Here is a 22,213-nt window from a genome sequence, read left to right as displayed (position 1 = left end):
AGCGTTGCATCGATCAAGGAGCGCCGCATGCCCGTCCGTCTCACCTCCGCCGCCTTCGCAGGGACCGGCGGGCTGTTCCTGCTCTACCCGCTGCTGCGCCCCGCCACGGACGACGCCGCCGCGATGGCCTCCGCCGGCTGGGTCGCCGGGCATGCGGCGGCCATGGCCGGCTTCGTCCTGCTCGCGCTCGCGCTGCTCGGCCTGCACCAGGTGCTCGGCGACCGGCTGGCGCTGCGCGCGGCGGTGGTGACGTGGGTCGGCGCGGGCCTGACGCTGCCGTACTACGGGGCCGAGGACTTCGGGCTCAACGTGATCGCCCGGCGCTCCCTGCGCGACGGGACGCCCGCGCTGATGGAGCTGGCCGAGGAGTTCCGCTACGGGCCGGTCGCGGTGACCATGTTCGCCGCGGGGCTCGTGCTGCTCGGCGTGGGCACGGCGCTGGCGGCGGTCGCGGTGTGGCGCTCGGCGGCGCTGCCCCGGTGGAGCGCGGCGCCGCTGGCGCTCGGGTTCGCGCTGTTCATCCCGCAGTTCTTCGGGCCGTACTCGCTGCGGATCGCGCACGGCGCGCTCATCCTGGCCGGCGCCCTGTGGCCGGCGTTCGCGCTGGCCGTCATGAGGCGGCGCGCCGCCGTCCCCGCGGCCGTCTGAAGAACCCGAGCCCTTCAGCGCGATTGGATCTCCCCGAGGGTGGGAATCCCATCACGGTACCAAGCGTTAGACACCGTGGGAGACAGTCCCCCCACGCATGGGGGCCCTGTAGGAGGCATTGAGACATGGGCGAGCGCGCGCTTCGTGGCACCCGGCTCGGGGCAACCAGCTACGAGAACGACCGTAACACGGATCTGGCACCGCGCCAGGAGGTGTCCTACACCTGTCCGAAGGGCCATCGCTTCGATGTTCCGCTTGCCGCCGAGGCCGAGATCCCCTCGACGTGGGAGTGCCGCATGTGCGGCGTGACTGCGGTGCGGGTGGACGGCGAGCAGCCGGAGTCGAAGAAGACCAAGCCCCCGAGGACACACTGGGACATGCTCCTGGAACGGCGGTCCATCGAGGATCTTGAGGAGGTGCTCAACGAGCGGCTGGCGGTCCTGCGGGCCCAGCGCCGCAAGAGCGCCTGACATCCTCTCACGGTGAAACCCCCGGGCCTTTCCGGCCCGGGGGTTTCTTCGTGCGTTCAGGCCCTCGGCGGGCGTCCCAGCGCGCCTCGCGGCTCTCCCTGGTCGTTGTGACCCTGATCGCCGGCGTCCTCTTTGATCACCTCGCCGGTGACCACCCGGCCGCCGTGCGGCGCCGGCCCGCCCGGGCCCGGCGGGAACATGCCGGCGTACGGGGAGGACTCGGCCAGGCGCTTGATCCGCCGCTCGAAGAACCACACCCCGAGGCGCCGCATCACCGGCCGCGTCACCGGCAGCACGAAGGCGAGACCGGCGAGGTCGGTGAGGAAGCCCGGCATCAGCAGCAGCGCGCCGCCCGTCAGCACCAGGCCGCTGTCGGCCAGCTCACGCTCCGGCATCCGGCCCGACCGCAGCGACTCCTGCAGCGCCCGCCAGGCCCGCCGCCCCTCGCGGCGGATGATCCAGGAGCCGAGCAGGGCGCCGGCGACGAGCAGGGCCACGGTCGCGGGCCCGCCGATCGCGGACCCGACCTGGAAGAGCAGCCAGATCTCCAGCACGGGGACGATCAGGAAGCTCAGGAGGAGCAGCAGCCGCATCGTTCGTATCTCCGATTCCGCACGCGCACGCCAGGACCGCGTACGTCAGGAACAACGTCCGGCGGGCCCGGGACGTTCCTGACCGGGGGACGTCACTGGCCGCGCCGCCGCAGGCGTCCCGGAAGGCCGGTCACGCCCCACAGGCCGATCCGCCACAGCGCCTCGGACATGATCTTCCCGCTCATCTTGCTCTGGCCCGCCGTGCGCTCCACGAACGTGATCGGCACCTCCACCACCCGCAGCCCGTGGCGGGCGGTGCGCAGGGTGAGGTCGACCTGGAAGCAGTAGCCCTGCGACTCCACGCCCGACAGCCCCACCTTCTCCAGGGTGGCGGCGCGGTAGGCGCGGAAGCCGGCGGTCGCGTCGCGCACCGGCAGGCCCAGCATGACGCGGGTGTAGACGTTGGCGCCCTTGGACAGCAGCTCGCGCCGCTGCGGCCAGTTGACGACCCGGCCGCCGGGGACGTAGCGCGACCCGATCGCCAGGTCCGCCCCCTCCCCCAGCGCGGCCAGCAGCCTCGGCAGCTCCTCCGGCTGGTGCGAGCCGTCGGCGTCCATCTCCACCAGCACGTCGTAGCCGCGCTCCAGGCCCCAGCGGAAACCGGCGATGTAGGCCGCGCCGAGCCCCTGCTTGCCCGGCCGGTGCAGGACGTGCACCTGCTCGTCGGCGGCGGCCAGCCCGTCGGCGACCTCGCCGGTGCCGTCGGGGCTGTCGTCGTCGGCCACGAGCACGTGCGCCTCGGGCACGGCCGCCCGGACGCGCTCGACGATGGAGGGCAGGTTGTCGCGCTCGTTGTAGGTCGGGACGACGACGAGCACCCTGCCGAACGTCTCCATGTCCGGTCGCCCCTCACCCATCGGCTCGCCGCCTGCCCCGCCATGCGGCGACCCCGGCCGCCGCGACTCCCATCGCCATCAACGCCCACTCCGGCCAGGCGCCCACCTTGGTGGCGAGCGTCTCGCCGGTGCGTACGGGCACCTTCACCACGTTCATGTCCGCGACCAGCTCGCGGGTCTGCCAGGAGACCTTACCGTCAGGCGTGACGAACGCGGAGATCCCGGTGGTCGCGGCGGTCACGACGGCCCGGTTGTGCTCGACCGCGCGCAGCTGCGACATGGCGAGCTGCTGCGGCGGCAGGTTGGACAGGGCGTAGCTGGCGTTGTTGGTCTGCACGACGATCGGCGTGCCGCCGGCCCGGACCGTGTCGCGCACGGTGGCGTCGTAGGCCACCTCGTAGCAGTTGACCGCGCCGATCGTCACCGGGCCGAGCTTGAGGTCGCCCGGCCGGTCGCCGGGGACCGACTGGCGGCCCACCAGGCTCGCCCGCTCCCACAGAGCCAGCACGAGGTCCTTGAACGGGGTGTACTCGCCGAACGGCACCAGGTTCTGCTTGTCGTAGTAGGCGCCGGGACCGGTGGCCGGGTCCCAGGTGATGCTGCGGGTGGCGCGGCGGTCGTCGCCGATGGCCACCACGGCCCCGACGAGCGTGGGCACGCCGACGTCGCGCACCGAGTCCTGGATGATCTGGCGGGCGGTCTCGTCCCGGTAGGGGTCGATGTCGGTGGAGTTCTCCGGCAGGACGACGATGTCGGGCTTGGGCAGCTTGCCCTCGCGGACGGCCTGGGCCAGGCGCTTGGTCTCGTCGGCGTGGTTGCGCAGCACGACGGCGGGCTCGTCGCCCAGGACGTACATGCCGCGGCCGGGGACGTTGCCCTGCACGATGCCGACGTTGATCGAGCGGCCCTCGTCGCCGGGGCGCGGCACCGCCATCGTCAGCAGGGGCACCACCAGCGCCAGGAACGCCGGAGCCGCCCGCAGCCACGGGCGGGCCGCCGGGGGCCGGACCAGGACGGCATGGGCCAGCAGGGCCCCGCACAGGGCCACGGCGAACGACACCAGGGGCGCGCCGCCGAGGGCGGCGTACTCGGTGAACAGCGACTCGCCCTGGCTGAAGGCCACCCGCGCCCACGGGAAACCGCCGATCGGCACCAGGCTGCGCGCCCACTCCATCGCCACCCACAGGCCGGCGAACCACAAGGGCCAGGCGCGCAGCCGGAACACCAGGGCGGCCAGGGCGGACATGACGGCGTAGAAGACGGTCTCGGTGGCGACCAGCATGACCCAGACGTCGTCGCCGATGGTCCGCACCCAGGCGAGGGTCGGGGTCAGGAACACCGCGGCGGCGAGCGCGCCCACCCAGGCCGCGCGCCTCGGGCGGGCGCCGTACAGGGAGGCGACGACGAGCGCGAGGCCGAGGGACGCGAGCGGCCACCAGCCGAGCGGCGGGAACGCGGCGAACAACCCCAGCCCACCGGCCACGGCCGCGCCCACCCGGCCCAGCGTCCGGCTCCGCGGCTCCCGCTCAGTCCCGCCCCGGCGGCCGGAGGCGCGCTCCCCGGGCAGGGCGGCGGGCGGACCGGAGTCGCCGCTCCCTCCGTCGGCCGGCGCCTCGGTTGCGGACGGCTCCCCTTCGCCGGGGGCCTGGGCGCCCTCCGGCTGGGGGTCCGACGACGAGGAGGCGGGACCGGGGCCCGTCGGGGGCGGCGAAGAAGGGGCGGCGGGGTCGGGGCCCGTCAGGGGCCGCGGGCTCGTGCGTTCCTGAACCACTCCGGGTCTCCTCAGCCACCGTCGAACACCTGCTTGCTCGCGAAAACGCTACCGCCCCGCGGCCGCGCTCATGCCAGCGCGCGCCCACGCGAGGGGATTTCAGGATGTGCGACGGGTGGCGGCAGGGTGATCCCGCGGCCGACGGGACCACCCGGCGCACTCGCAGGTCCGGCGCACGGGAGCGGGAAGAGGGCCCGGAAACCCTTCGGACCGGACCCGTCTCGTCGGCGGCGAGCGCGGAATTCCGTTGTCTACTGGGCTCCCGGACCCGTCCCGGGTCCAACCCCCCGCCCGGTTGGGGTGCCCCGACTCGACGGACCGACGGCCCTGCACCTGGCTGTGTGGACGAAGTCACGCTCCGTCACGGACGCAGGATCCGACGATGTCAGAGACGGCCAACCGGCCAAGTCCCGTGCTGGACTGCGCAGCAAACTACCGACTCCACCTCAGATGTCAACCGTGTCCCGATCAGCGGGAACATCAAGTTTCCGCAGGTGGGACATGCGGGACGGCCGCCGTAAAGCCGATCAAAGCCCATCGGAGGGTGCTCCCGGCCTGGCCGGAAGCCCGCGCAGGGCCGCGGGAAGCGGCCGCTCGTGGACGACGCCGAGCCGCTGCGTCGCTCGCGTGAGAGCAACATACAGGTCGCTGAGCCCCCGTGGCGACTGGGCCGCGATGAGCTCGGGCTCGGCCACCACGACGGAGTCGAACTCCAGGCCCTTGGCGTCCGCCACGCCCATGACCGCGACGGGGGCGTCCAGCGCCTCCGCCCCCCTGGCCCGGCCGGCGCCCGGCGTGACGACGACCGCGCCGGGCACGGCCTCGGCGACCTGCTCCCCGAGCCGGTCGAGCAGCGCGTCCGGCGCCACGACCGCGACCTTGCCGCCCTCCCCGACCTCGGCCTTGACCAGCTCGGGCAGCGCGGCCAGCGGGGCGGCCCACGGCTCGGCGCCGCTCTCGCGCACCGACGTGGGCGCCTCCAGCGACGGGTCGATCGCGGTGAGCACGCCGGCGGCGACCGCCATCAGCTCGACCGGCGTGCGGTAGTTGACGGTGAGCCGCTCCTGCCGCCAGCGCCCGGCCACGTACGGGTCGAGCACCTCGCCCCACGACCGCGCCCCGGCGGCCGAGCCGGTCTGCGCGATGTCGCCGACGATCGTCATCGACCGGCTGGGGCAGCGGCGCATGAGAGCCCGCCAGGCCATCGGCGACAGCTCCTGCGCCTCGTCCACGATCACGTGCCCGTAGGCCCAGGTGCGGTCGGCGGCGGCGCGCTCGGCGGTGGTGAGGTAGGGGCCGTCGCCGCGCTGACGCTCGGCCAGCCGCTCGGCCTCCATGACGTCGGACAGGCCGGTCAGCTCCAGCACCTCGCGGGCGTAGGCGAGCTCCGCCTCGCGCTCGTGCTCCTCGGCCCGGCGGGCTGCGGCCAGCTCCTCCTCGGCCTGCATCGCGGTGGCGCGCAGCACCTGCTCGTCGATGTCGCCGAGCAGCTCGGCGGCCTCGTCGAGGAGCGGCACGTCCGACTCGGTCCACTCGCCGGCCCCCGGGCCCTCGCGGCGCAGCAGCGCCCGCTCGGCGGGCGTGAGGTGCGCGGCGGCGTAACCGAGGCGCTCGGGCGAGCCGTAGAGGCCGAGCAGCAGCCGCTGCGGCGTCAGGTACGGCCACAGCCGGTTGAGCGCCGACTTGACCGCGGGCTCGGTCCGCAGCTCCTCGCGCAGGTCGGCCAGCTCGTCCTCGTCGATGAGCCCCTTGCCGATCTTGCGCGCCTGCTGGCGGGCGAGCGCGTTCAGCAGCGAGCGGACGAACACCGCCCGCGCCTGGTTGTGCGGCCGGCGCGAGCGGGCGGCCTTGTTCCTGGCGGCGTCCAGCATGGACCGGTCGACGGTGAGCGTGATCCGGCCGAGGGCGATCTCGACCGGCTTGCGCGGCACCTTCTGCCGGTCGCGCACGGCCCTCGCGATGACCTCGACCATGCGCGGGTCGCCCTTGAGCGCGGCCACCTCGGGCCGCTCCCTGGCGGTGGCGGTCACGCCGGGGTAGAGCTCGCCGACGGTGGACAGCAGCACGTCGGTCTCGCCGAGCGAGGGCAGCACCTGCTCGATGTAGCGCAGGAACGTCAGGTTGGGGCCGAGGATGAGCACGCCGCGGCGCTCCAGCCGCTGGCGGTGGGTGTAGAGCAGGTAGGCGGCCCGGTGCAGCGCCACGACGGTCTTGCCGGTGCCGGGGCCGCCCTGGACGACGAGGACGCCGTTCAGGTCGCCGCGGATGACCCGGTCCTGCTCGGCCTGGATGGTCGCGACGATGTCGCGCATGCGGCCGGTGCGCCGCTCGTCGAGCGCGGCCAGCAGCGCGGCCTCGCCGTTGAGCGTCGCGCGGTCGTCGTCGCTGAGCGCGCCGAGGTCGAGCAGGTCGTCGTCGACGCCGATCACCGCGCGGCCCCTGGTCTGCAGGTGGCGGCGCCGGGTGACGCCCATGGGGGCGGCCGGGGTGGCGCGGTAGAAGGGCTGCGCGACGGGGGCGCGCCAGTCGATGAGCAGGCGCCGCTGGTCGTCGTCGGTGAGGCCGAGCTTGCCGATGTAGAGCCGGCCCTCCTCCTGGTGGTCCAGCCGGCCGAAGACCAGGCCGCGCTCGACCGCCCACAGCCGGGCCAGCCTGGTGGCGTACATCTCGGCGAAGGTGTCGCGCTCCGACCTGTTCTGCATCGTGCCGACGGCGCCCGTGGCCAGCACTTCCTTCAGCTGCCGCTGGGTGCGCTCGCGCAGGGCGTCGAGCCGGTCGTAGAGCGCGGTGACGTACTCCTGCTCCTTGGCGAGCTCCGTTTGACGCGTTGCCGCCTGACCATTAATGTGGTTAATGGGACACTCCGGGCCATTCTGCATGTTGTTACGACAAACGACGACATTAGCATGCCGGTCGCGGCACTCTGCTCGGTTTTCCTTCCCTCTCCTCTCTCCGTTACGGCTTCGTATCGCCTCTTGACCGTTCCCGCCCGGCCTCCTTATGTTCCTCGTGAGTTAGGAAAGTTTCCTAACTCCTGAGGAAGGAGACGCCGTGGACGGCCCGGTTCCGGGGACCCCCAGTCTGCTACGCGCCATCAACGACCGCGCGGCCCTGCGGGCACTCCTCGACCGGGGACCGCTCACCCGTCCCGAGATCGGCGCGCTGACCGGCCTGTCCAAGCCCACGGCCTCGCAGCTCCTCGCCCGGCTCCAGGAGGCCGGGCTGGTGGTGCTGGACGGCGTGCGGGAGGGCCTGCCGGGGCGGACGGCCGAGGTCTACCGGATCAACCCGGCGGCGGCGTACGCGGGCGCGCTCGACGTCACCCCCGACCGCATCGAGGCGCGGATCGCCGACATCACCGGGACCGTCGTCGGCGAGCACACGCTGCCCACGACCCGCCGCCGCCCGGCCGGCGAGCTGGTGGAGCGGCTGGGCGCGGCGCTGGCGGGCGCGAACCCGCCGGACAAGCTGCGCCGCGTCGTCATCGGCGTGCAGGCCGCGATCGACCCGGCGACGGGCCGGCTGGGATACGCCGCGGCCAAGGACGTGCCAGGCTGGCAGATCCCCGACCTGGTGCCCACCCTGTCGGCCGGCCTCGGCGTGCCGGTGGACGTCGAGAACAACGTCAACCTCGTCGCGCTCGCCGAGCAGGCGCACGGCGCGGCCCGCGACAGCCGGGACTTCGTGCTGCTGTGGGCCGACGAGGGCATCGGCTCGGCGATCGTGCTCGGCGGCCGGATGCACCGGGGCGCGACCGGCGGCGCGGGCGAGGTGGGCTACATGCCCACGCCGGGCGCGCCGACCGCGCGCGAGGCCGGCCGCTACGCCAACCACGGCTACCAGGCGCTCACCGGCGGGCCCGCGGTGCTGACCGGCGGGCCCGCGGTGCTGAAGCTGCTGCGCTCGTACGGCGTGCGCGGCGCCGACTTCCGCCAGGCCGTCGCGAACGCCGTACGTCTCGCGGACGGCACCGGGCAGCGGGCCGACGACGCGCGGGCCGGGCTGCGCGACATCGCCGCCCGGCTGGCGGTCGGCCTGGCCGCCGTCACCTCGGTCGTCGATCCCGGGCTCATCGTGCTGACCGGCGGCGTCGTGCTGTCGGGCGGCGAGACGCTGCGCGAGCTCGTCGAGCACGAGCTGCACGCCCTGACCATCCCCCGGCCCCGCGTGCGGCTGTCGAGCGTCGAGGGCAACCCGGTGCTCGCCGGCGCGCTCGACCTGGCCCTCGACACCGTGCGTGAGGAGGTGTTCGGCTCCACCGTCCCCTCGTGACCCCCCGTCACCCCCACCGCAGGAGGCACCCCCCGTGCGCTTCGTCCCTCTGGCGGCCGCCGCGGCACTGCTGTGCTCGGCCGCGCTGACCGCCTGCACCGCAGGCAAGGAGGCCGGGCCCTCGCTCGGCGCTCCCCGGCCCTCGGGATCGGCCTCGCAGGCCCTGCCCGCGGCCACCGTCGAGCTGTGGCACGGCTTCTCCACCGACGCCGAGGTGAAGGCGTTCGAGGAGGCCATCGCGAGGTTCAACCAGAAGTATCCGCAGATCACCGTCAAGGCCACCAAGGGCGTCCAGGACGACCAGATCACCCAGGCGATCCGCGGCGGCAACGCCCCCGACGTGGCCGCCTCGTTCACGACGGACAACGTCGCCCAGTGGTGCAGGTCGGGAGCGTTCCAGGACCTGACGCCAGTGATCGCGCAGGACGGGATCGACCTGTCGGTGCTGCCGGCCGTGGCCCGCTCCTACACCGCGTTCGAGGGCCGCCAGTGCACGCTGCCGCTGCTGGCCGACGCCTACGGCCTCTACTACAACAAGGCGCTGATGAAGGGCCACGAGCCGCCGCGGACGCTGAGCGAGCTGGCGGACCTGGCCAAGAAGCTGACCGTCCGCGACACCGACGGCACGATCAAGGTCGCCGGGTTCATCCCGAGCGTCCAGTACTACGAGAACAGCCCGAGCCACCTCGGCCCGATGGTGGGCGCGAAGTGGTACAACGCCGACGGCACCTCGGCGATCGGCTCCGACCCGGCCTGGCGCGAGCTGCTGACCTGGCAGAAGGAGCTGGTCGACTGGTACGGCCACGACAAGCTGGAGAAGTTCAGGAAGGGCCTGGGCGACGAGTGGAGCGCCGAGCACCCGTTCCACAAGGGCAAGGTCGCGATGGTCCTGGACGGCGAGTGGCGCAACGCGATGATCGCCCTCGACGCGAAGGACCTGGACTACGGCACCGCTCCCCTGCCGGTCGCCGACGACCGGCCCGAGCTCTACGGCAGCGGCTTCACCGCCGGGACCGTGATCGGCGTGCCGAAGGGCGCGAAACATCCGCAGCAGGCGTGGGAGCTGGTGAAGTACCTGACGACCGACACCGGCTCGCTGGTGACGCTGTCGAACGCGCTGCGCAACGTCCCCACGACCAAGGCCGCGATGGACTCGCCCGACCTGGTCAAGGACGCCAACTTCCAGACCTTCCTCGACGTCTTCGCGCATCCCAGGACCTCGACGCTGCCGGCCAGCGTGAACAGCGTCTTCAACCAGGAGGCGTTCGCCGCGTTCGTCGCCAAGTGGGAGCGGGGCTCGGTGAAGGACCTGGAGGCCGGGCTGAAGGACGTGGACCGGCAGATCAACGACAAGCTGAAGCTGTCCGGAGGCTGATCGTGACCTCCCTGCCCGCCGCGCCGCCGCGTCCCCGGTGGTGGCGCGGCGAGGGCGCGCGTGCCCTCCTGTGGCTGTCGCCGTGGATCGCCGGGGTGTCGGTCTTCTTCGTCTACCCGCTGCTGTCCACGGTGTACTTCTCCTTCCACCGCTACGACATGTACACCCTCGAGTTCGCCGGGCTCGACAACTACCGTTATCTGCTGCGCGATCCCCGGGTGGGCGTCTCGGCGCGCAACACGCTGTGGCTGGTGGCCGTGATGGTGCCGGCGACGGTGCTGTTCTCGCTGGCGCTCGCCCAGCTCGTGGTCCGGCTCAAGGCCGGGGCGGGGCTGCTGCGCACGGTGTTCTACCTGCCGTCGCTGGTGCCGATGACGGCGGGCACGATCACGTTCGTCTTCCTGCTGAACCCCGGCACCGGCCCGGTGGACCACCTGCTGTCCCTCGTGGGGGTGCGGGGTCCTGACTGGTTCGGCGATCCCGACTGGTCCAAGCCGAGCCTGACGCTGCTGTCGCTGTGGGGCTGCGGCCAGCTCATGGTGATCTTCCTGGCGGCGCTGCTGGACGTGCCCAGGCATCTGTACGAGGCCGCGGCCATCGACGGCGCCGGAGCCTGGCGGCAGTTCCGCAGCGTGACGCTGCCGACGATCGCGCCGGTGCTGATGTTCGCCCTGGTCACGAACGTCATCTACGCCCTGCAGCACTTCTCGCAGGCGATGATCGCCTCCAGGGTCGCCTCGGGCGCGACCGACTCGCCCGGCAGCTCGTTCTCGCCCGGCTATCCGGAGGAGTCGCTGCTCACGCTGCCGCAGTGGCTGTTCCAGGTGGGCTTCCGCGACTACTCGATGGGGTACGCCTGCGTGCTGGCGCTGCTGCTGTTCGCCGTCTCGATGATCTTCACGTTGGTGCTCCTGCGGCAGTTCCGCCGGGCCGAGGAGGCGTCGTGAGCGCCCGGAGGCGGCGGGTGCTGCTGTGGGTCGCCACGCACGCCTTCGCGGTCGCGCTGGCGCTGATGTTCCTCGCGCCGGTGGCGTTCATGGCGCTCACCGCGCTGATGACCGACGAGCAGGCGCTGACCAGCGACCTGTGGCCGCGGAGCTGGAACTGGGCGAACTTCGCCGAGGTCTTCGACCGGTCGCTGCTGCTGCGGTGGGCGGGCAACACGCTGCTGTACGCGGCGCTCGGCACGCTGTTCACCGTGGTGTCGTCGGTGCCGGTGGCCTACGCGCTGGCCAGGTTCCGCTTCCGGGGGCGGCGGGCGGCGTTCCTCGTGGTGGTCGCGGCGATGATGCTGCCGCCGCAGGTCGTCGCGGTGCCGATCTACCTGGTGTGGGCGCGGCTGGGGCTGACCGACAGCCTGTGGCCGCTGATCCTGCCGATGCTGCTCGGCGACGCGTTCTCCATCTTCCTGCTGCGTCAGTTCCTGGTCACGATCCCGCGCGACTACACCGACGCGGCGAAGGTGGACGGCTGCTCGGACCTGCGCACGCTGGTGCGGGTGGTGCTGCCGATGGCGCGGCCCGCGGTGGCGGCGGTCGCGCTGTTCCAGTTCTTCTACTGCTGGAACGACTACTACGGTCCGCTGCTGTACGCCGGCGTGCAGCAGGACCATCTGACGCTGTCGCTGGGTCTTGCGACCTTCAAGGCGTTCCACAGCGTGCAGTGGAACCTCACCATGGCGGCCACGCTGCTGGTGACCGCGCCGGTGATCGTGCTGTTCTTCCTGGCCCAGCGGGTGTTCATCGAGGGCGTGACCTTGACGGGGGTGAAAGGGTGAAGGTCGCCGTGGTCGGGGGCGGCTCGACGTACACGCCGGAGCTGGTGGACGGGTTCGCCCGGCTGCGCGAGGAGCTGCCGGTGTCGGAGCTCGCGCTGATCGATCCGGACCCGCGCCGGCTGGAGCTGGTGGCGGGGATGGCGCGGCGGATGCTCGCGCACGCCGGGCATCCGGCGCGGGTGCTGGCCGCGTCCTCGGCCGCCGAGGGCGTGGCGGGGGCCGCGGTGGTGCTGTTCCAGCTCAGGGTGGGCGGTCAGGCGGCCCGCGAGCTGGACGAGACGGTGCCGGGGCGGTGCGGCTGCGTCGGGCAGGAGACGACGGGCGCGGGCGGGCTGGCCAAGGCACTGCGCACGGTCCCGGTGGTGCTGTCGATCGCCGAGACCGTACGCAAGCACGCCCCGGACGCCTGGATCGTGGACTTCACGAACCCGGTCGGCATCGTCACCCGGGCGCTGCTGGACGCGGGGCACCGGGCGATCGGGCTGTGCAACGTGGCGATCGGGTTCCAGCGCCGTTTCGCCGCGTGGCTGGGGGCCGATCCCGCGCGGGTGTCGCTCGGGCACGTGGGGCTCAACCACCTGTCGTGGGAGCGCGCGGTGTTCCTGGACGGGGAGGACGTGCTGCCCGCGCTGCTGGAGCGGCACGGCGCGGAACTCGCCGCCATTGTGGGTCTGCGGCCGGGGCTGCTGGCCAGGCTCGGCGCGGTGCCGTCGTACTACCTGCGTTACTTCTACGCCCACGACGAGGTGGTGCGCGAGCAGCGGACCGGGCCGTCGCGGGCCTCGGAGGTGGCGGCGCTGGAGGAGCGGCTGCTGGAGCTGTACGCCGACCCGGCCGTGGTGACCAAGCCGGAGCTGCTGGCCGGGCGGGGCGGGGCGTTCTACTCGGAGGCGGCGGTGGCGCTCATCGCGTCCCTGCTCGGCGACCGGCGGGACGTGCAGGTGGTGAACGTGCGCAACGGCGGCACGCTGCCGTTCCTGCCGGACGAGGCGGTCGTCGAGGTGCCCGCGGTCGTCGGGGCGTCGGGCGCGCGGCCGCTGCCGGTGCCGCCTGTCGAGCCCCTGTACGCGGGGCTGATCGGGCACGTGTCGGCGTACGAGACGCTGGCCCTGGAGGCGGCCGTGCGCGGCGGCGCGGACCGGGTGCGGGACGCGCTGCTCGCCCACCCGCTGGTCGGGCAGGACGAGCTCGCGGAGGAGCTGACGGCGCTGCTGCTGGAGGCGGGCCGCGTGCACCTGCCGTGGGCGCGCGGGCCGGTGGACGCGTGAAGCGGCTCGTCCTGGCCGTGGACGGCGGCAACAGCAAGACGGACGTCGCCGTGGTGTCGGAGGACGGCCGGGTGCTGGCCGAGGCGCGGGCGGGGGCGTTCGCGCCGCAGCGGGACGGCGTCGCCGCCGCCGTGGACGTCGTCACGGCGGCCGTCGCCGCCCTCCCCGGTGGCGGGGGGCGGTTCGACCAGGTGTCGGCGTGCCTGGCCGGGGCGGACCTGCCCGAGGAGGAGGAGGCGCTGGCGCGGGAGTTCGCCGCGCGGGGCCTGGGCGGGGACGTGGTGGTGCGCAACGACACGTTCGCGCTGCTGCGGGCGGGGGCGTCCGCGCCGTGGGGCGTGGCGGTGGTGTGCGGGGCGGGCATCAACGCCGTCGGCGTCTCCCCCGGGGGCGCGGTGGCCAGGTTCCCCGCGCTCGGCCGGATCAGCGGGGACTGGGGCGGCGGGCTCGACCTCGGCGAGGAGGTCCTGTGGCACGCCGTGCGCGCCGAGGACGGCCGCGGCGTCCCGACCCTCCTCGCCGGGCTGGTCACCGCGCACTTCGGGACGGGGACGGTGACGGAGGTGGTCCTCGCGCTGCACACCGGCCGGCTGGACGACGGGCGGCTGCACGAGCTGGCGCCCGGCGTGTTCGCCTCGGCGGCGGCCGGGGACGGGGTGGCCACGGCGCTGGTGCGGCGGCAGGCCGAGGAGGTGGCGCTGATGGCGGAGGTGTGCCTGCGCCGGCTCGGCCTGCTGGGCACGCCGGCCGAGGTGGTGCTGGGCGGCGGCCTGCTGACGGCGCGGGACCCGCTGCTGACGTCCCTGCTGGAGAGCGAGTTCGCGCTGCGGATGCCGCTCGCGGTCCCGGTGGTGGCGGAGGAGCCTCCGGTGCTGGGCGCGGCGCTGCTCGGCCTGGACCGGCTGGGCGCCCCTGAGGCGGCCGGTGCCCGCCTCAGGGGCCACTACCGGCACTCGTCCCTCCCTGATCCCCCCGGCGCCGCCCAGGCCGTGTCCTGAGGACCCGCGGGACTCACGGGGGGTCGCGGAGGAGGCGGGCGCGGCTGTTGGCCAGGTGGACGCGGACGGCCGCCCGCGCGGCCTCGGCGTCCCCCCGCTCGATGGCGGCGTGGATGTCGTCGTGCTCGGCGACGATCCTGGCGAAGGCGGCCGGGCCGGGGTCGAGCCGGTCACGCGGCACGACGATCATCGCGGGCCCGAGCGAGCCGAGCAGGTCGGCGTAGTACCGGTTGCCGGTGGCGAGGGCGATCCGCAGGTGGAACAGGTGGTCGGCGTGGACCGCCGCCCCGGGGTTGCCCGCCGCCGCCGCGAAGGCGTCCAGGGCCTCGCGCAGCCCCGTCAGCGCCGCCTCCGTACGCCGGGCGGCGGCGAGCGCGGCCGACTCCGTCTCGATCCCCATCCGGAAGTCCAGCAGGTCGAGCACCTCCTGCCGGGTCCGTGCCGGGGCCGGGTCGAAGCCGGTCGCGCTCGGCAGGGCCAGCACGAAGCTGCCGCGCCCGTGCTGGGTCTCGACCAGCCCGGCGGCCTTGAGCCTGGCGACGGCCTCGCGGACGACGGTCCTGCTCACCCCGTGGGCGCTGATCAGCTCGTTCTCGGTCGGCAACCGCTCCCCCGGCCGGATCACGCCCTCCCTGATGCGCGCCGTCAGGGTGTCGACGAGCTGCTGGGTACGGCTGGTCACGGCGTCTCGAAGCGCTCGGCGGTCCACGCGGCGGCCCGCTCGCTCAGCGTGACGCCGATGCCGGGCCGCTCGGGGACGAGCATGCGCCCGTCGCGGATCTCCAGCCGCTCCTCGAACAGCGGCTCCAGCCACTCGAAGTGCTCCACCCACGGCTCCAGCGGGTACGCGGCCGCCAGGTGGAGGTGGATCTCCATGGCGAAGTGGGGGGCGAGCTGGAGGCGTTCGTGCCCGGCCAGGGCGGCCAGGCGCAGGAACGGGGTGATGCCGCCGATGCGGGGCGCGTCCGGCTGCAGGATGTCCGCGCCGCGGGCCCGGATCAGCTCGGCGTGCTCGGCGACGCTGGTGAGCATCTCGCCGGTGGCGATCGGGGTGTCGAGCGCGGCGGCCAGGGCGGCGTGCCCGTCGTGGTCGTAGGCGTCCAGGGGCTCCTCGATCCAGACCAGGCCGTACTCCTCCAGCGCCCGGCCCATGCGGGCGGCGGCAGGGCGGTCCCACTGCTGGTTGGCGTCCACCATGAGCGGGACGTGGTCGCCGAGGTGCTCGCGGACCGCCCGTACGCGGGCGAGGTCGGCGCGGGTGTCGGGCTGCCCGACCTTGATCTTGACGCCGCCGATGCCGCGCTCCAGGGCCGCGGTGGCGTTCTCCAGCACCTGCTCGACGGGGGTGTGGAGGAACCCGCCCGAGGTGTTGTAGCAGCGCACGGAGTCGCGGTGCGCGCCGAGCAGCTTGGCCAGCGGCAGGGCGGCACGCCTGGCCTTCATGTCCCACAGGGCGATGTCGAGGGCGGCGATGGCCTGCACCGCCAGGCCGCTGCGGCCCACGGACGCGCCCGCCCAGCACAGCTTGTCCCAGAGGCGGGCGATGTCGTTGGGGTCCTCGCCGACGAGGTCGTTCGCGATCTCCTTGGCGTGGGCGTACTGGCCGGGGCCGCCGGCGCGCTTGGAGTAGGCGAAGCCGATGCCCTCGTGCCCCTGCTCGCTGGCGATCTCGGCGAACAGGAACGCGATCTCGGTCATCGGGCGCTGCCGGCCGGTGAGGACCTTGGCGTCGCTGACGGGGGTGTCGAGGGGCAGGTAGACGGACGAGAGCCGGACGCGGGCGACGCGGTCCGCTGAAGTCATCATGACGACATGCTAAGTCGTCATGATGACTTCGGAGACGCCAGGGTCCCCTCACGCCTGGCGCCGGCGGTCAGGGGGTGTCGGGCGACGCTTCGGGGGCGACCTCGGGGGTGCGGTGCTCGTACGGGGTGCTCAGCACCACCGTCGTACGCGTCGAGACGTGGGCGGCGGCCCGGATCTGCTGCAGCAGGTCCTCCAGCGCCACCGGGGAGGCCACCCGCACCTTGAGGATGTAGCTCTCGTCGCCCGCGACGCTGTGGCAGGCCTCGATGGCCGTCAGGTGCGCGAGGCGTTCGGGGGCGTCGTCGGGAGCGGCGGGGTCGATCGGCTTGATCGACACGAACGCGGTCAGCGGCAGCCCGATCGCGTCGTGGTCGACGATCGCGGCGTAGCCGCGCACCACGCCGCGCTTCTCCAGGCGGCGCACCCGCTGGTGCACCGCCGAGACCGAGAGCCCGGTCTCCCTGGCCAGGTCGGTGAAGCTCATGCGGCCGTCGCGGGCCAGCAGCGTGACGATCCGGCGGTCGATCTCCTCCATCGGATCAAAGGTAGCCGGTCATGGTCACGACATGGTCCCGACAGGGGACGCTCCCCGGCGCATCGCGTGCTCGACGAGCGTGATGAGGACCTCCCTGCTGGAGTCGCGGCGGCGGGCGTCGAAGCGCACGATGGGCACGTCGGGCTCCAGGCCGATGGCGTCGCGCACCTCGCCGACGGTGAAGTGCTGCGTGCCCTCGAAGCAGTTGAGCGCGACGATGAACGGCTGGTCGCGCTTCTCGAAGTAGTCGACGGACGGGAAGCAGTCGTCGAGCCGCCGGGTGTCGGCGAGCACGACGGCGCCGAGCGCGCCCATGGCGAGCTCGTCCCAGACGAAGAAGAAGCGCTCCTGCCCGGGGGTGCCGAACAGGTAGAGCATGTAGTCGTTGGCGATCGTGATGCGGCCGAAGTCCATGGCGACGGTGGTGGTGAGCTTGCGCTCGACGCCGGACAGGTCGTCGACGTGCGTGCCGACCTGTGTGAGCGTCTCCTCCGTCCGCAGTGGCCGGGTCTCGGACACGGCGCCCACCATGGTGGTCTTGCCCGCGCCGAATCCTCCGGCGATCAAGATCTTGATCGCCGTCGGCAGTCGCCAATGGTCAGAGCGACCGAATTCCATCCAGCACCGCCCGTACATCTCCCGCGCATGCGCGGCCCCGACCTTGAGGTGCCGTGGTCAGTGGTACCTGTCAAGGTGTGTTGAGAAGGCCGATCCACATGCCTGGCATCGAGACACCCTAGCAACGCCACATTTTCCACTCAAGCCGCAAGTTTTTACAAGAAACCAAATGTCACGGTTTGTAGCGCTGAGCCCTCTTATACGCCGCCTTACCACTCGCCCAGTCAAGGAACACTGTCAGGTGATCCGACAGACCCTTTACGCCGGCCCTCACAGTCCGAAAAGCCACCGAGCCCGGACCTGCGGAGGAGGGCCGCCACCGCAGGTGGACGTGGGTGCGGCCGCTCTCGCGCGGCCGCCGGCGCGGGGCGTCCGGTGCCGCCGGGGACGAGACCACCGTGCGGTACGCGCCCGACCGGCCTCCGGCCGTCCTTCGCCGCTATGAGGACGTGGGTTGCCGTCCCCCGCGTCCCGATTGCTCGCAACAGCATCCTGCTCCGGAATGCCGCACGCCGCGGATTCGGTCAGGGTCGGCCGCCGCGACCAGGAGGGCGAAATCCGGCCCGATGAGCATCAACCCGTCGCAAGGTGGACGTATCCCGGCAGGACCAGCGCCCGCAGACGGTCATGGACCCCTGCCGCCTACCGCGCATCCGTGAGTCCGCCCTCACCCTTGGCGGCGAGGGCCACGCGGGACCCGATGCCGAGCTCGGTGCAGAACTTGCCGAGGTGGTACTCGAACCCACCGAGCCTGACCCGCCCCGCCCGCCCCCGCACCCCGAACCCCTCCCCTGCGGCCGTCCGCTCCCGGCGATCGCCCGTACCGGCCTCGCAGAGATGCGGTCACACCCCCGGGAGCCGGGCCCACACGGCGGTGGCGTCGTCGTGGAGCTTGCCGCGCATCGGCCCGCGGGCGGTCTCCAGGGCCCGCACCGCCTCGACGGCCGCCCGCGGGCCCCGGGTCTCCGGCTCCGCGGCCAGGTCGTCCCAGCTCCAGCCGTACCAGTCGACGAGCCGGGTGACGCCGTCGGTGCACAATCCGGCCGCACGCACCGCGCGCAGGTCGACGCTGCCGTGTACGGCCTCGGCGGCGGCCTCGGGCCGGGCGGCGGCCACCCAGAACCCGCCGGGCGCGTTGCGCAGCCGCCGTACCAGCTCCAGCGAGTACGGCCGCCCGCCCGGCAGCCGTTCCAGCCGGTCGTCGGCCACCACCCGCACCCCGCCGCCCGCCAGGCCGAGCAGCACCGGGGAGTCCCCCAGCACGAGGTAGTCCAGGCGGCCGGCCGCGGCCCGGACCAGGGCGACGGTCGCCGACGGCGAGTCGGGGTTGCCCAGGTCGCAGCCGCTCCCGTGTGCCCCGGCGGTGTCGGCGATGGCGGCCGCCAGCAGTTCGGGCAGCGGCGTCGGCACCGGGGCGGGCGCGTCGGCGGACAGCCGGGCCGCGAGCGCCCCGCCGAGCCGCGCCACCAGCCACGCGACGTCGTGCGCGCACCCGCTGTCGACCCCGGCCGGCGCCGTCGCCCCGTCGATGACGACGACCCACGACGGCCCGGCGACGGCCAGGTCCTCGTTCGGCCGCCCGGCGTCACCGGGAGCGCTGGCGCAGGCTGTCTCGGTGAACATCTACGCCGGGAGTGCTGTCTTGAGCCGGTCGGGTCCGCCGGGGCCGTCGAGCCGGGCGGGCGGACGGGCCCGACGGGCCGGGCGGGCCGGCATGCCGCCGAAGGCCGGCGCGACCGGGCCCCGGCCGAGGACCACGGGCCATGTCGGGCTCAAGGGGTTGGCCGAGCCGAGACCCCGGTCACCCGGATGACCGCGGTCGGAGGCGGCGGTCCGGCGACGACGGACGCCGGCGACGGCACCGCCGCCGCTCAGACGATCACCAGCTCGCGCGACGTGTTGTTGAGCCGCTCCCCACCGCTCTCCGTGCACACCACGATGTCCTCGATGCGCGCGCCGTGCCGCCCCGCCAGGTAGATGCCGGGCTCGACGGAGAAGGCGTGCCCGGGCTCCAGCGGTTCGCCGTTGCCCGCCACGATGTACGGCTCCTCGTGCGTCTCGATGCCGATGCCGTGCCCGGTGCGGTGGACGAAGTGCTCGCCGTAGCCGGCGGCGGCGATGAGGTCGCGCGCGGCCGCGTCGACCGACTCGCACGACACGCCGGGCCGCACGGCGGCGCACGCGGCCTCCTGCGCCTGGCGCAGCACCTCGTAGTAGGCGGCGAAGTCGGCCGGCGGCTCGCCGACGCTGTAGGTGCGGGTGGAGTCGGAGCAGTAGCCGTTGTGGAGCTGGCCGCCGATGTCGACCACGACCGGCTCGCCCGGCCGGATGACCCGGTCGGACACGTCGTGGTGGGGGCTCGCGCCGTTGGGCCCGGAGGCGACGATCACGAAGTCGACGGTGGCGTGCCCGGAGGCCAGGATGGCCTCGGCGATGTCGCGGGCCACCTCGCGCTCGGTGCGCCCGGCGCGCAGCAGCTCGGGCACCTGGCGGTGGACGGCGTCGATCGCCTCCCCCGCCTCGCGCAACGCCGCCACCTCGGCCGGGGACTTGCGCATCCGCAGCTCCCGCAGCACGCTGCCGGCCAGCACCTGCTCGGCGCCGGGCAGCACGTCGCGGAAGCGCAACGACGACATGGCCCACATGCGGTCGGCCAGCCCCACCTTCGCCACGTCGCCGAGGCGGGCCGCGGCGAGCGCGTAGGGGTCGTCGGTCTCGTCCCAGGCCACGAACTCCAGCCCGAGCCGCGAGGCGGGCGAGGCCTCGGCGGCGGGCAGCTCCAGGCGGGGCACCATCATGAAGGGCTCGCCGGCCGCCGGCACCACCAGGCACGTCAGCCGCTCGAGCGGCTTGGCGTCGTAGCCGCTGACGTAGCGCAGGTCGGGGCCGGGCGTGAGCAGCAGGGCGTCGAGCCCGCCCTTGGCGGTGGCCTCCTGCACGGCGGCCAGACGGGACACGGGATACAAGTCTGAGGACGTCACCAGGCCAATCTACTCTCGGCCGCCCCTCCTAAAATCCGCGGAAAGCTCTCCCCGGCGCTTCGGATCGCTACAGACCGTTCCTAATCGATCACGTAGTGTGGGAACAATTGTCCAGATCCACTGCGCTTTGGAAGCGAGATTATGGTCGACGTCATGAGCGCGGCCGGGCTGCTAGGGCCGGACACCGACGCGGAGATGCTGGCCGCCAGGCTGGCTCACGCGCAGCGGCTCGGCAACCTGGGCTGGGCCGAGTGGCACTTCCACACCGGCGAGACGACCTGGTCCGACCAGGTGTACACGATCTTCGGCCGCGACCCGGACAAGGGCCCGATCGCGCTGCCCCGGCTGGCCGAGCACGTCGTGCCGTCCGACGTGGCCGCGCTCGACCGGCTGCTGTGGGCCGCGCTGCGCTGCGTGGAGCCGGTCCAGGCCGAGCTGCGCATCCGCCGGGGCGGCAACTGGAGCGACCTGCGCGACATCCGCGTGGTGCTGGAGCCCCTGATGGGCGACGGCGGGGCGGTCGGCCTGCACGGCGTCATCCAGGACATCACCGGCCGCCGGCGGGCCGAGCGCATGATGTCGGAGTCGCGCCGCCAGCTCCTGGAGGCGCGCGAGCGGGCCGCGGAGGAGCGCCACGTGATGCTGGCGCTGCGCGAGGCGATCCTGCCGGATCTGGCCTGTTCGCCGGGCCTGCCGGACATACGGGTGGCGGTCCGGTACGTCCCCGCCGAGAAGACCGCGAGCCTCGGCGGCGACTGGTTCGAGGCGTCCCCGGCCCCCGACGGGCGGCTGCTGCTGGCCGTCGGCGACGTCTCCGGGCACGGCCTGCCCGCCATCGCGCACATGGCCCAGCTCCGGCACGCCCTGGTCGGCCTGGCCATGACCGGCCGGCCCGCGCACCGGCTGCTCGACTGGCTGAACGAGCTGGTGCTGCACCAGATCAGGGACACCACCGCCACGGCGGTCATCGGGCATCTCGACCCGGAGACGCGGGTGTTCGCCTGGAGTCAGGCCGGGCACCTGGCGCCCGTCCTGGTGCGCGACGGGACCGCGACGCCGCTGGACCCGCCGCGGGGGGTGCTGCTGGGGGCGGCGGAGGGACGGCCGTACGAGCTGGCCACGACCCGGCTGAAGCCGGGCGACGTGCTGCTGATGTTCACGGACGGGCTGGTGGAGCGGCGCACCCGCGACCTCGACGTCGGCCTCGACCTCGTCATGGCCGCCGCCCGCGAGGTGCCGGGCCGCCTGGAGCACGACCTGGAGACCGGGCTCGACAAGCTGCTCGCCGACATCGGCGGCCCCAATCCCGAGGACGACGCGTGCCTGCTGGGGGTGGGCATACTGGGGTAGTGCTGATGCTCCTGGACACCCCGTCCCTCTACTTCCGCGCCTTCTTCGGCGTGCCGGAGACGATCAAGGCTCCCGACGGCACGCCGGTCAACGCGGTCCGCGGCCTGATCGACATGATCGCCACGCTCGTACGCGACCACTCCCCCGCCGAGCTCGTGGCGACGATGGACGCGGACTGGCGGCCGGCGTTCCGGGTGGCGGCGATCCCGACGTACAAGGCGCACCGGGTCGCCGAGGGCGACGCCGAGGAGGTGCCGGAGACGCTGGTGCCGCAGATCGCCGTCATCAACGAGGTGCTGGACGCGGTCGGCATCGCCCGCCTGGAGTCGCCCGGCTACGAGGCCGACGACGTCATCGGCACGCTCACCCACCGGGCTGGGCGGGGCGCGGTGGACATCGTGACCGGCGACCGCGACCTGTTCCAGCTCGTGGACGACGCCCGTCCGGTGCGGGTGCTCTACACCGCGCGCGGCATCCGCAACCTGCAGATCGTGGACGAGGCGTTCGTGACCGGGAAGTACGGCGTGCCCGGCCGTTCCTACGCCGACTTCGCCACCCTGCGCGGCGACCCCAGCGACGGCCTGCCCGGCGTGCCGGGCGTCGGCGACAAGACGGCTGCCGCCCTCATCACCCGTTTCGGCTCGCTGCCCGCGCTGCTGGAGGCCCTCGACGCGGGCGGCTCCGAGGGGTTCCCGGCGGGCAGCCGCGCCAAGCTGGCCGCCGCCCGCGACTACCTGCGGGCCGCGCCCGCGGTCGTCAAGGTCGCGCACGACGCGCCGCTCCCCGACGCCGACCTCGCCGTGCCGGCCAAGCCGCGCGACCCGGAGGCGCTGGTGGCGCTGGCCGACCGCTGGGGCCTGGACAGCCCGCTCAACCGGCTGCTCACCGTGCTGGACCGCTGACCGGCCCGCCCGC

General features: G+C 73.6%; 21 protein-coding genes. 10 read left to right on the top strand and 11 right to left on the bottom strand.

The window, feature by feature from the left end; translation table 11 throughout:
• Positions 1–27: 27 nt before the first annotated feature.
• Positions 28–648: a hypothetical protein gene (locus AC27IY_RS14995; RefSeq protein ID WP_487178300.1), complete on the top strand. Its 621-nt coding sequence runs from the start codon at positions 28–30 to the stop codon at positions 646–648.
• A 125-nt stretch (positions 649–773) separates the two neighbouring features.
• Positions 774–1,118, top strand: a complete 345-nt coding sequence (locus AC27IY_RS14990; RefSeq protein WP_091084968.1) for an RNA polymerase-binding protein RbpA — start codon at positions 774–776, stop codon at positions 1,116–1,118.
• A gap of 56 nt (positions 1,119–1,174) precedes the next feature.
• Here the strand turns inward: AC27IY_RS14990 and AC27IY_RS14985 are convergent, their stop codons facing one another.
• The 4 genes from AC27IY_RS14985 to AC27IY_RS14970 all read right to left on the bottom strand — a co-directional run bounded on the left by AC27IY_RS14985 (position 1,175) and on the right by AC27IY_RS14970 (position 7,197).
• Positions 1,175–1,711 carry an FxsA family protein gene (locus tag AC27IY_RS14985; protein ID WP_423471624.1) on the bottom strand — a complete coding sequence of 179 codons (537 nt, stop codon included), beginning with the start codon at positions 1,709–1,711 and terminating at the stop codon, positions 1,175–1,177.
• Positions 1,712–1,803: 92 nt separating this feature from the next.
• Positions 1,804–2,568 carry a polyprenol monophosphomannose synthase gene (locus tag AC27IY_RS14980; protein WP_487178299.1) on the bottom strand — a complete coding sequence of 255 codons (765 nt, stop codon included), beginning with the start codon at positions 2,566–2,568 and terminating at the stop codon, positions 1,804–1,806.
• Positions 2,561–4,318 carry an apolipoprotein N-acyltransferase gene (lnt, locus tag AC27IY_RS14975; RefSeq protein WP_487178298.1) on the bottom strand — a complete coding sequence of 586 codons (1,758 nt, stop codon included), beginning with the start codon at positions 4,316–4,318 and terminating at the stop codon, positions 2,561–2,563. Before lnt ends, AC27IY_RS14980 begins: the two co-directional genes overlap by 8 nt.
• A gap of 527 nt (positions 4,319–4,845) precedes the next feature.
• Positions 4,846–7,197: a HelD family protein gene (locus AC27IY_RS14970; RefSeq protein WP_423447315.1), complete on the bottom strand. Its 2,352-nt coding sequence runs from the start codon at positions 7,195–7,197 to the stop codon at positions 4,846–4,848.
• Positions 7,198–7,369: 172 nt separating this feature from the next.
• Between AC27IY_RS14970 and AC27IY_RS14965 the strand changes: the two genes are divergently transcribed.
• From AC27IY_RS14965 to AC27IY_RS14940, 6 genes are read left to right on the top strand one after another with little or no spacing between them, the layout of a single operon-like run.
• Positions 7,370–8,590, top strand: coding sequence for an ROK family transcriptional regulator (locus AC27IY_RS14965; RefSeq protein ID WP_487178297.1), 1,221 nt, complete (start codon positions 7,370–7,372; stop codon positions 8,588–8,590).
• 34 nt (positions 8,591–8,624) lie between these two features.
• On the top strand, positions 8,625–9,965 hold the full coding sequence (locus AC27IY_RS14960; RefSeq protein ID WP_487178296.1) for an ABC transporter substrate-binding protein: 1,341 nt from the start codon (positions 8,625–8,627) through the stop codon (positions 9,963–9,965).
• 2 nt (positions 9,966–9,967) lie between these two features.
• Entirely contained in the window at positions 9,968–10,912 is a 945-nt protein-coding gene (locus AC27IY_RS14955; protein ID WP_487178295.1) for a carbohydrate ABC transporter permease, read from the top strand.
• Positions 10,909–11,742, top strand: coding sequence for a carbohydrate ABC transporter permease (locus AC27IY_RS14950; protein WP_364456061.1), 834 nt, complete (start codon positions 10,909–10,911; stop codon positions 11,740–11,742). The genes AC27IY_RS14955 and AC27IY_RS14950 overlap by 4 nt, the downstream gene beginning before the upstream one ends.
• On the top strand, positions 11,739–13,010 hold the full coding sequence (locus tag AC27IY_RS14945) for a family 4 glycosyl hydrolase (RefSeq protein WP_487178293.1): 1,272 nt from the start codon (positions 11,739–11,741) through the stop codon (positions 13,008–13,010). Before AC27IY_RS14950 ends, AC27IY_RS14945 begins: the two co-directional genes overlap by 4 nt.
• Positions 13,007–14,008, top strand: a complete 1,002-nt coding sequence (locus AC27IY_RS14940) for an N-acetylglucosamine kinase (protein ID WP_487178292.1) — start codon at positions 13,007–13,009, stop codon at positions 14,006–14,008. Before AC27IY_RS14945 ends, AC27IY_RS14940 begins: the two co-directional genes overlap by 4 nt.
• Positions 14,009–14,021: 13 nt before the next feature.
• Here the strand turns inward: AC27IY_RS14940 and AC27IY_RS14935 are convergent, their stop codons facing one another.
• The 7 genes from AC27IY_RS14935 to AC27IY_RS14905 form a co-directional block, all read right to left on the bottom strand.
• The gene (locus tag AC27IY_RS14935) at positions 14,022–14,690 is read right to left on the bottom strand and encodes a FadR/GntR family transcriptional regulator (RefSeq protein ID WP_487178291.1); all 669 of its coding nucleotides are present in this window, start codon (positions 14,688–14,690) and stop codon (positions 14,022–14,024) included.
• On the bottom strand, positions 14,687–15,814 hold the full coding sequence (locus AC27IY_RS14930) for an L-talarate/galactarate dehydratase (protein ID WP_487178290.1): 1,128 nt from the start codon (positions 15,812–15,814) through the stop codon (positions 14,687–14,689). The genes AC27IY_RS14935 and AC27IY_RS14930 overlap by 4 nt, the downstream gene beginning before the upstream one ends.
• Before the next feature lie 67 nt (positions 15,815–15,881).
• Positions 15,882–16,349: an Lrp/AsnC family transcriptional regulator gene (locus tag AC27IY_RS14925; protein ID WP_344206230.1), complete on the bottom strand. Its 468-nt coding sequence runs from the start codon at positions 16,347–16,349 to the stop codon at positions 15,882–15,884.
• Positions 16,350–16,373: 24 nt separating this feature from the next.
• Positions 16,374–16,967, bottom strand: a complete 594-nt coding sequence (locus AC27IY_RS14920) for a GTP-binding protein (protein WP_344206229.1) — start codon at positions 16,965–16,967, stop codon at positions 16,374–16,376.
• A 642-nt stretch (positions 16,968–17,609) separates the two neighbouring features.
• A complete protein-coding gene (locus AC27IY_RS14915; protein ID WP_487178289.1) occupies positions 17,610–17,744 on the bottom strand; it encodes a hypothetical protein in 135 nt (44 codons plus the stop codon).
• Positions 17,745–17,810: 66 nt separating this feature from the next.
• Entirely contained in the window at positions 17,811–18,590 is a 780-nt protein-coding gene (locus AC27IY_RS14910) for a protein phosphatase 2C domain-containing protein (RefSeq protein ID WP_487178288.1), read from the bottom strand.
• 248 nt (positions 18,591–18,838) lie between these two features.
• Positions 18,839–19,933, bottom strand: coding sequence for a M24 family metallopeptidase (locus AC27IY_RS14905; RefSeq protein ID WP_364456657.1), 1,095 nt, complete (start codon positions 19,931–19,933; stop codon positions 18,839–18,841).
• Positions 19,934–20,101: 168 nt separating this feature from the next.
• Here AC27IY_RS14905 and AC27IY_RS14900 point away from each other — a divergent pair, with 168 nt between their 5' ends.
• Both AC27IY_RS14900 and AC27IY_RS14895 read left to right on the top strand, forming a co-directional pair.
• Entirely contained in the window at positions 20,102–21,298 is a 1,197-nt protein-coding gene (locus AC27IY_RS14900; protein WP_344206226.1) for a PP2C family protein-serine/threonine phosphatase, read from the top strand.
• A gap of 5 nt (positions 21,299–21,303) precedes the next feature.
• Positions 21,304–22,200 carry a 5'-3' exonuclease gene (locus AC27IY_RS14895; protein WP_344206443.1) on the top strand — a complete coding sequence of 299 codons (897 nt, stop codon included), beginning with the start codon at positions 21,304–21,306 and terminating at the stop codon, positions 22,198–22,200.
• Positions 22,201–22,213 lie beyond the last annotated feature (13 nt).

Source organism: Nonomuraea sp. B208, from assembly GCF_057536035.1.
Note: the sequence above shows the minus strand (reverse complement) of the source record. Positions and strands in the feature narration are given on the sequence as shown.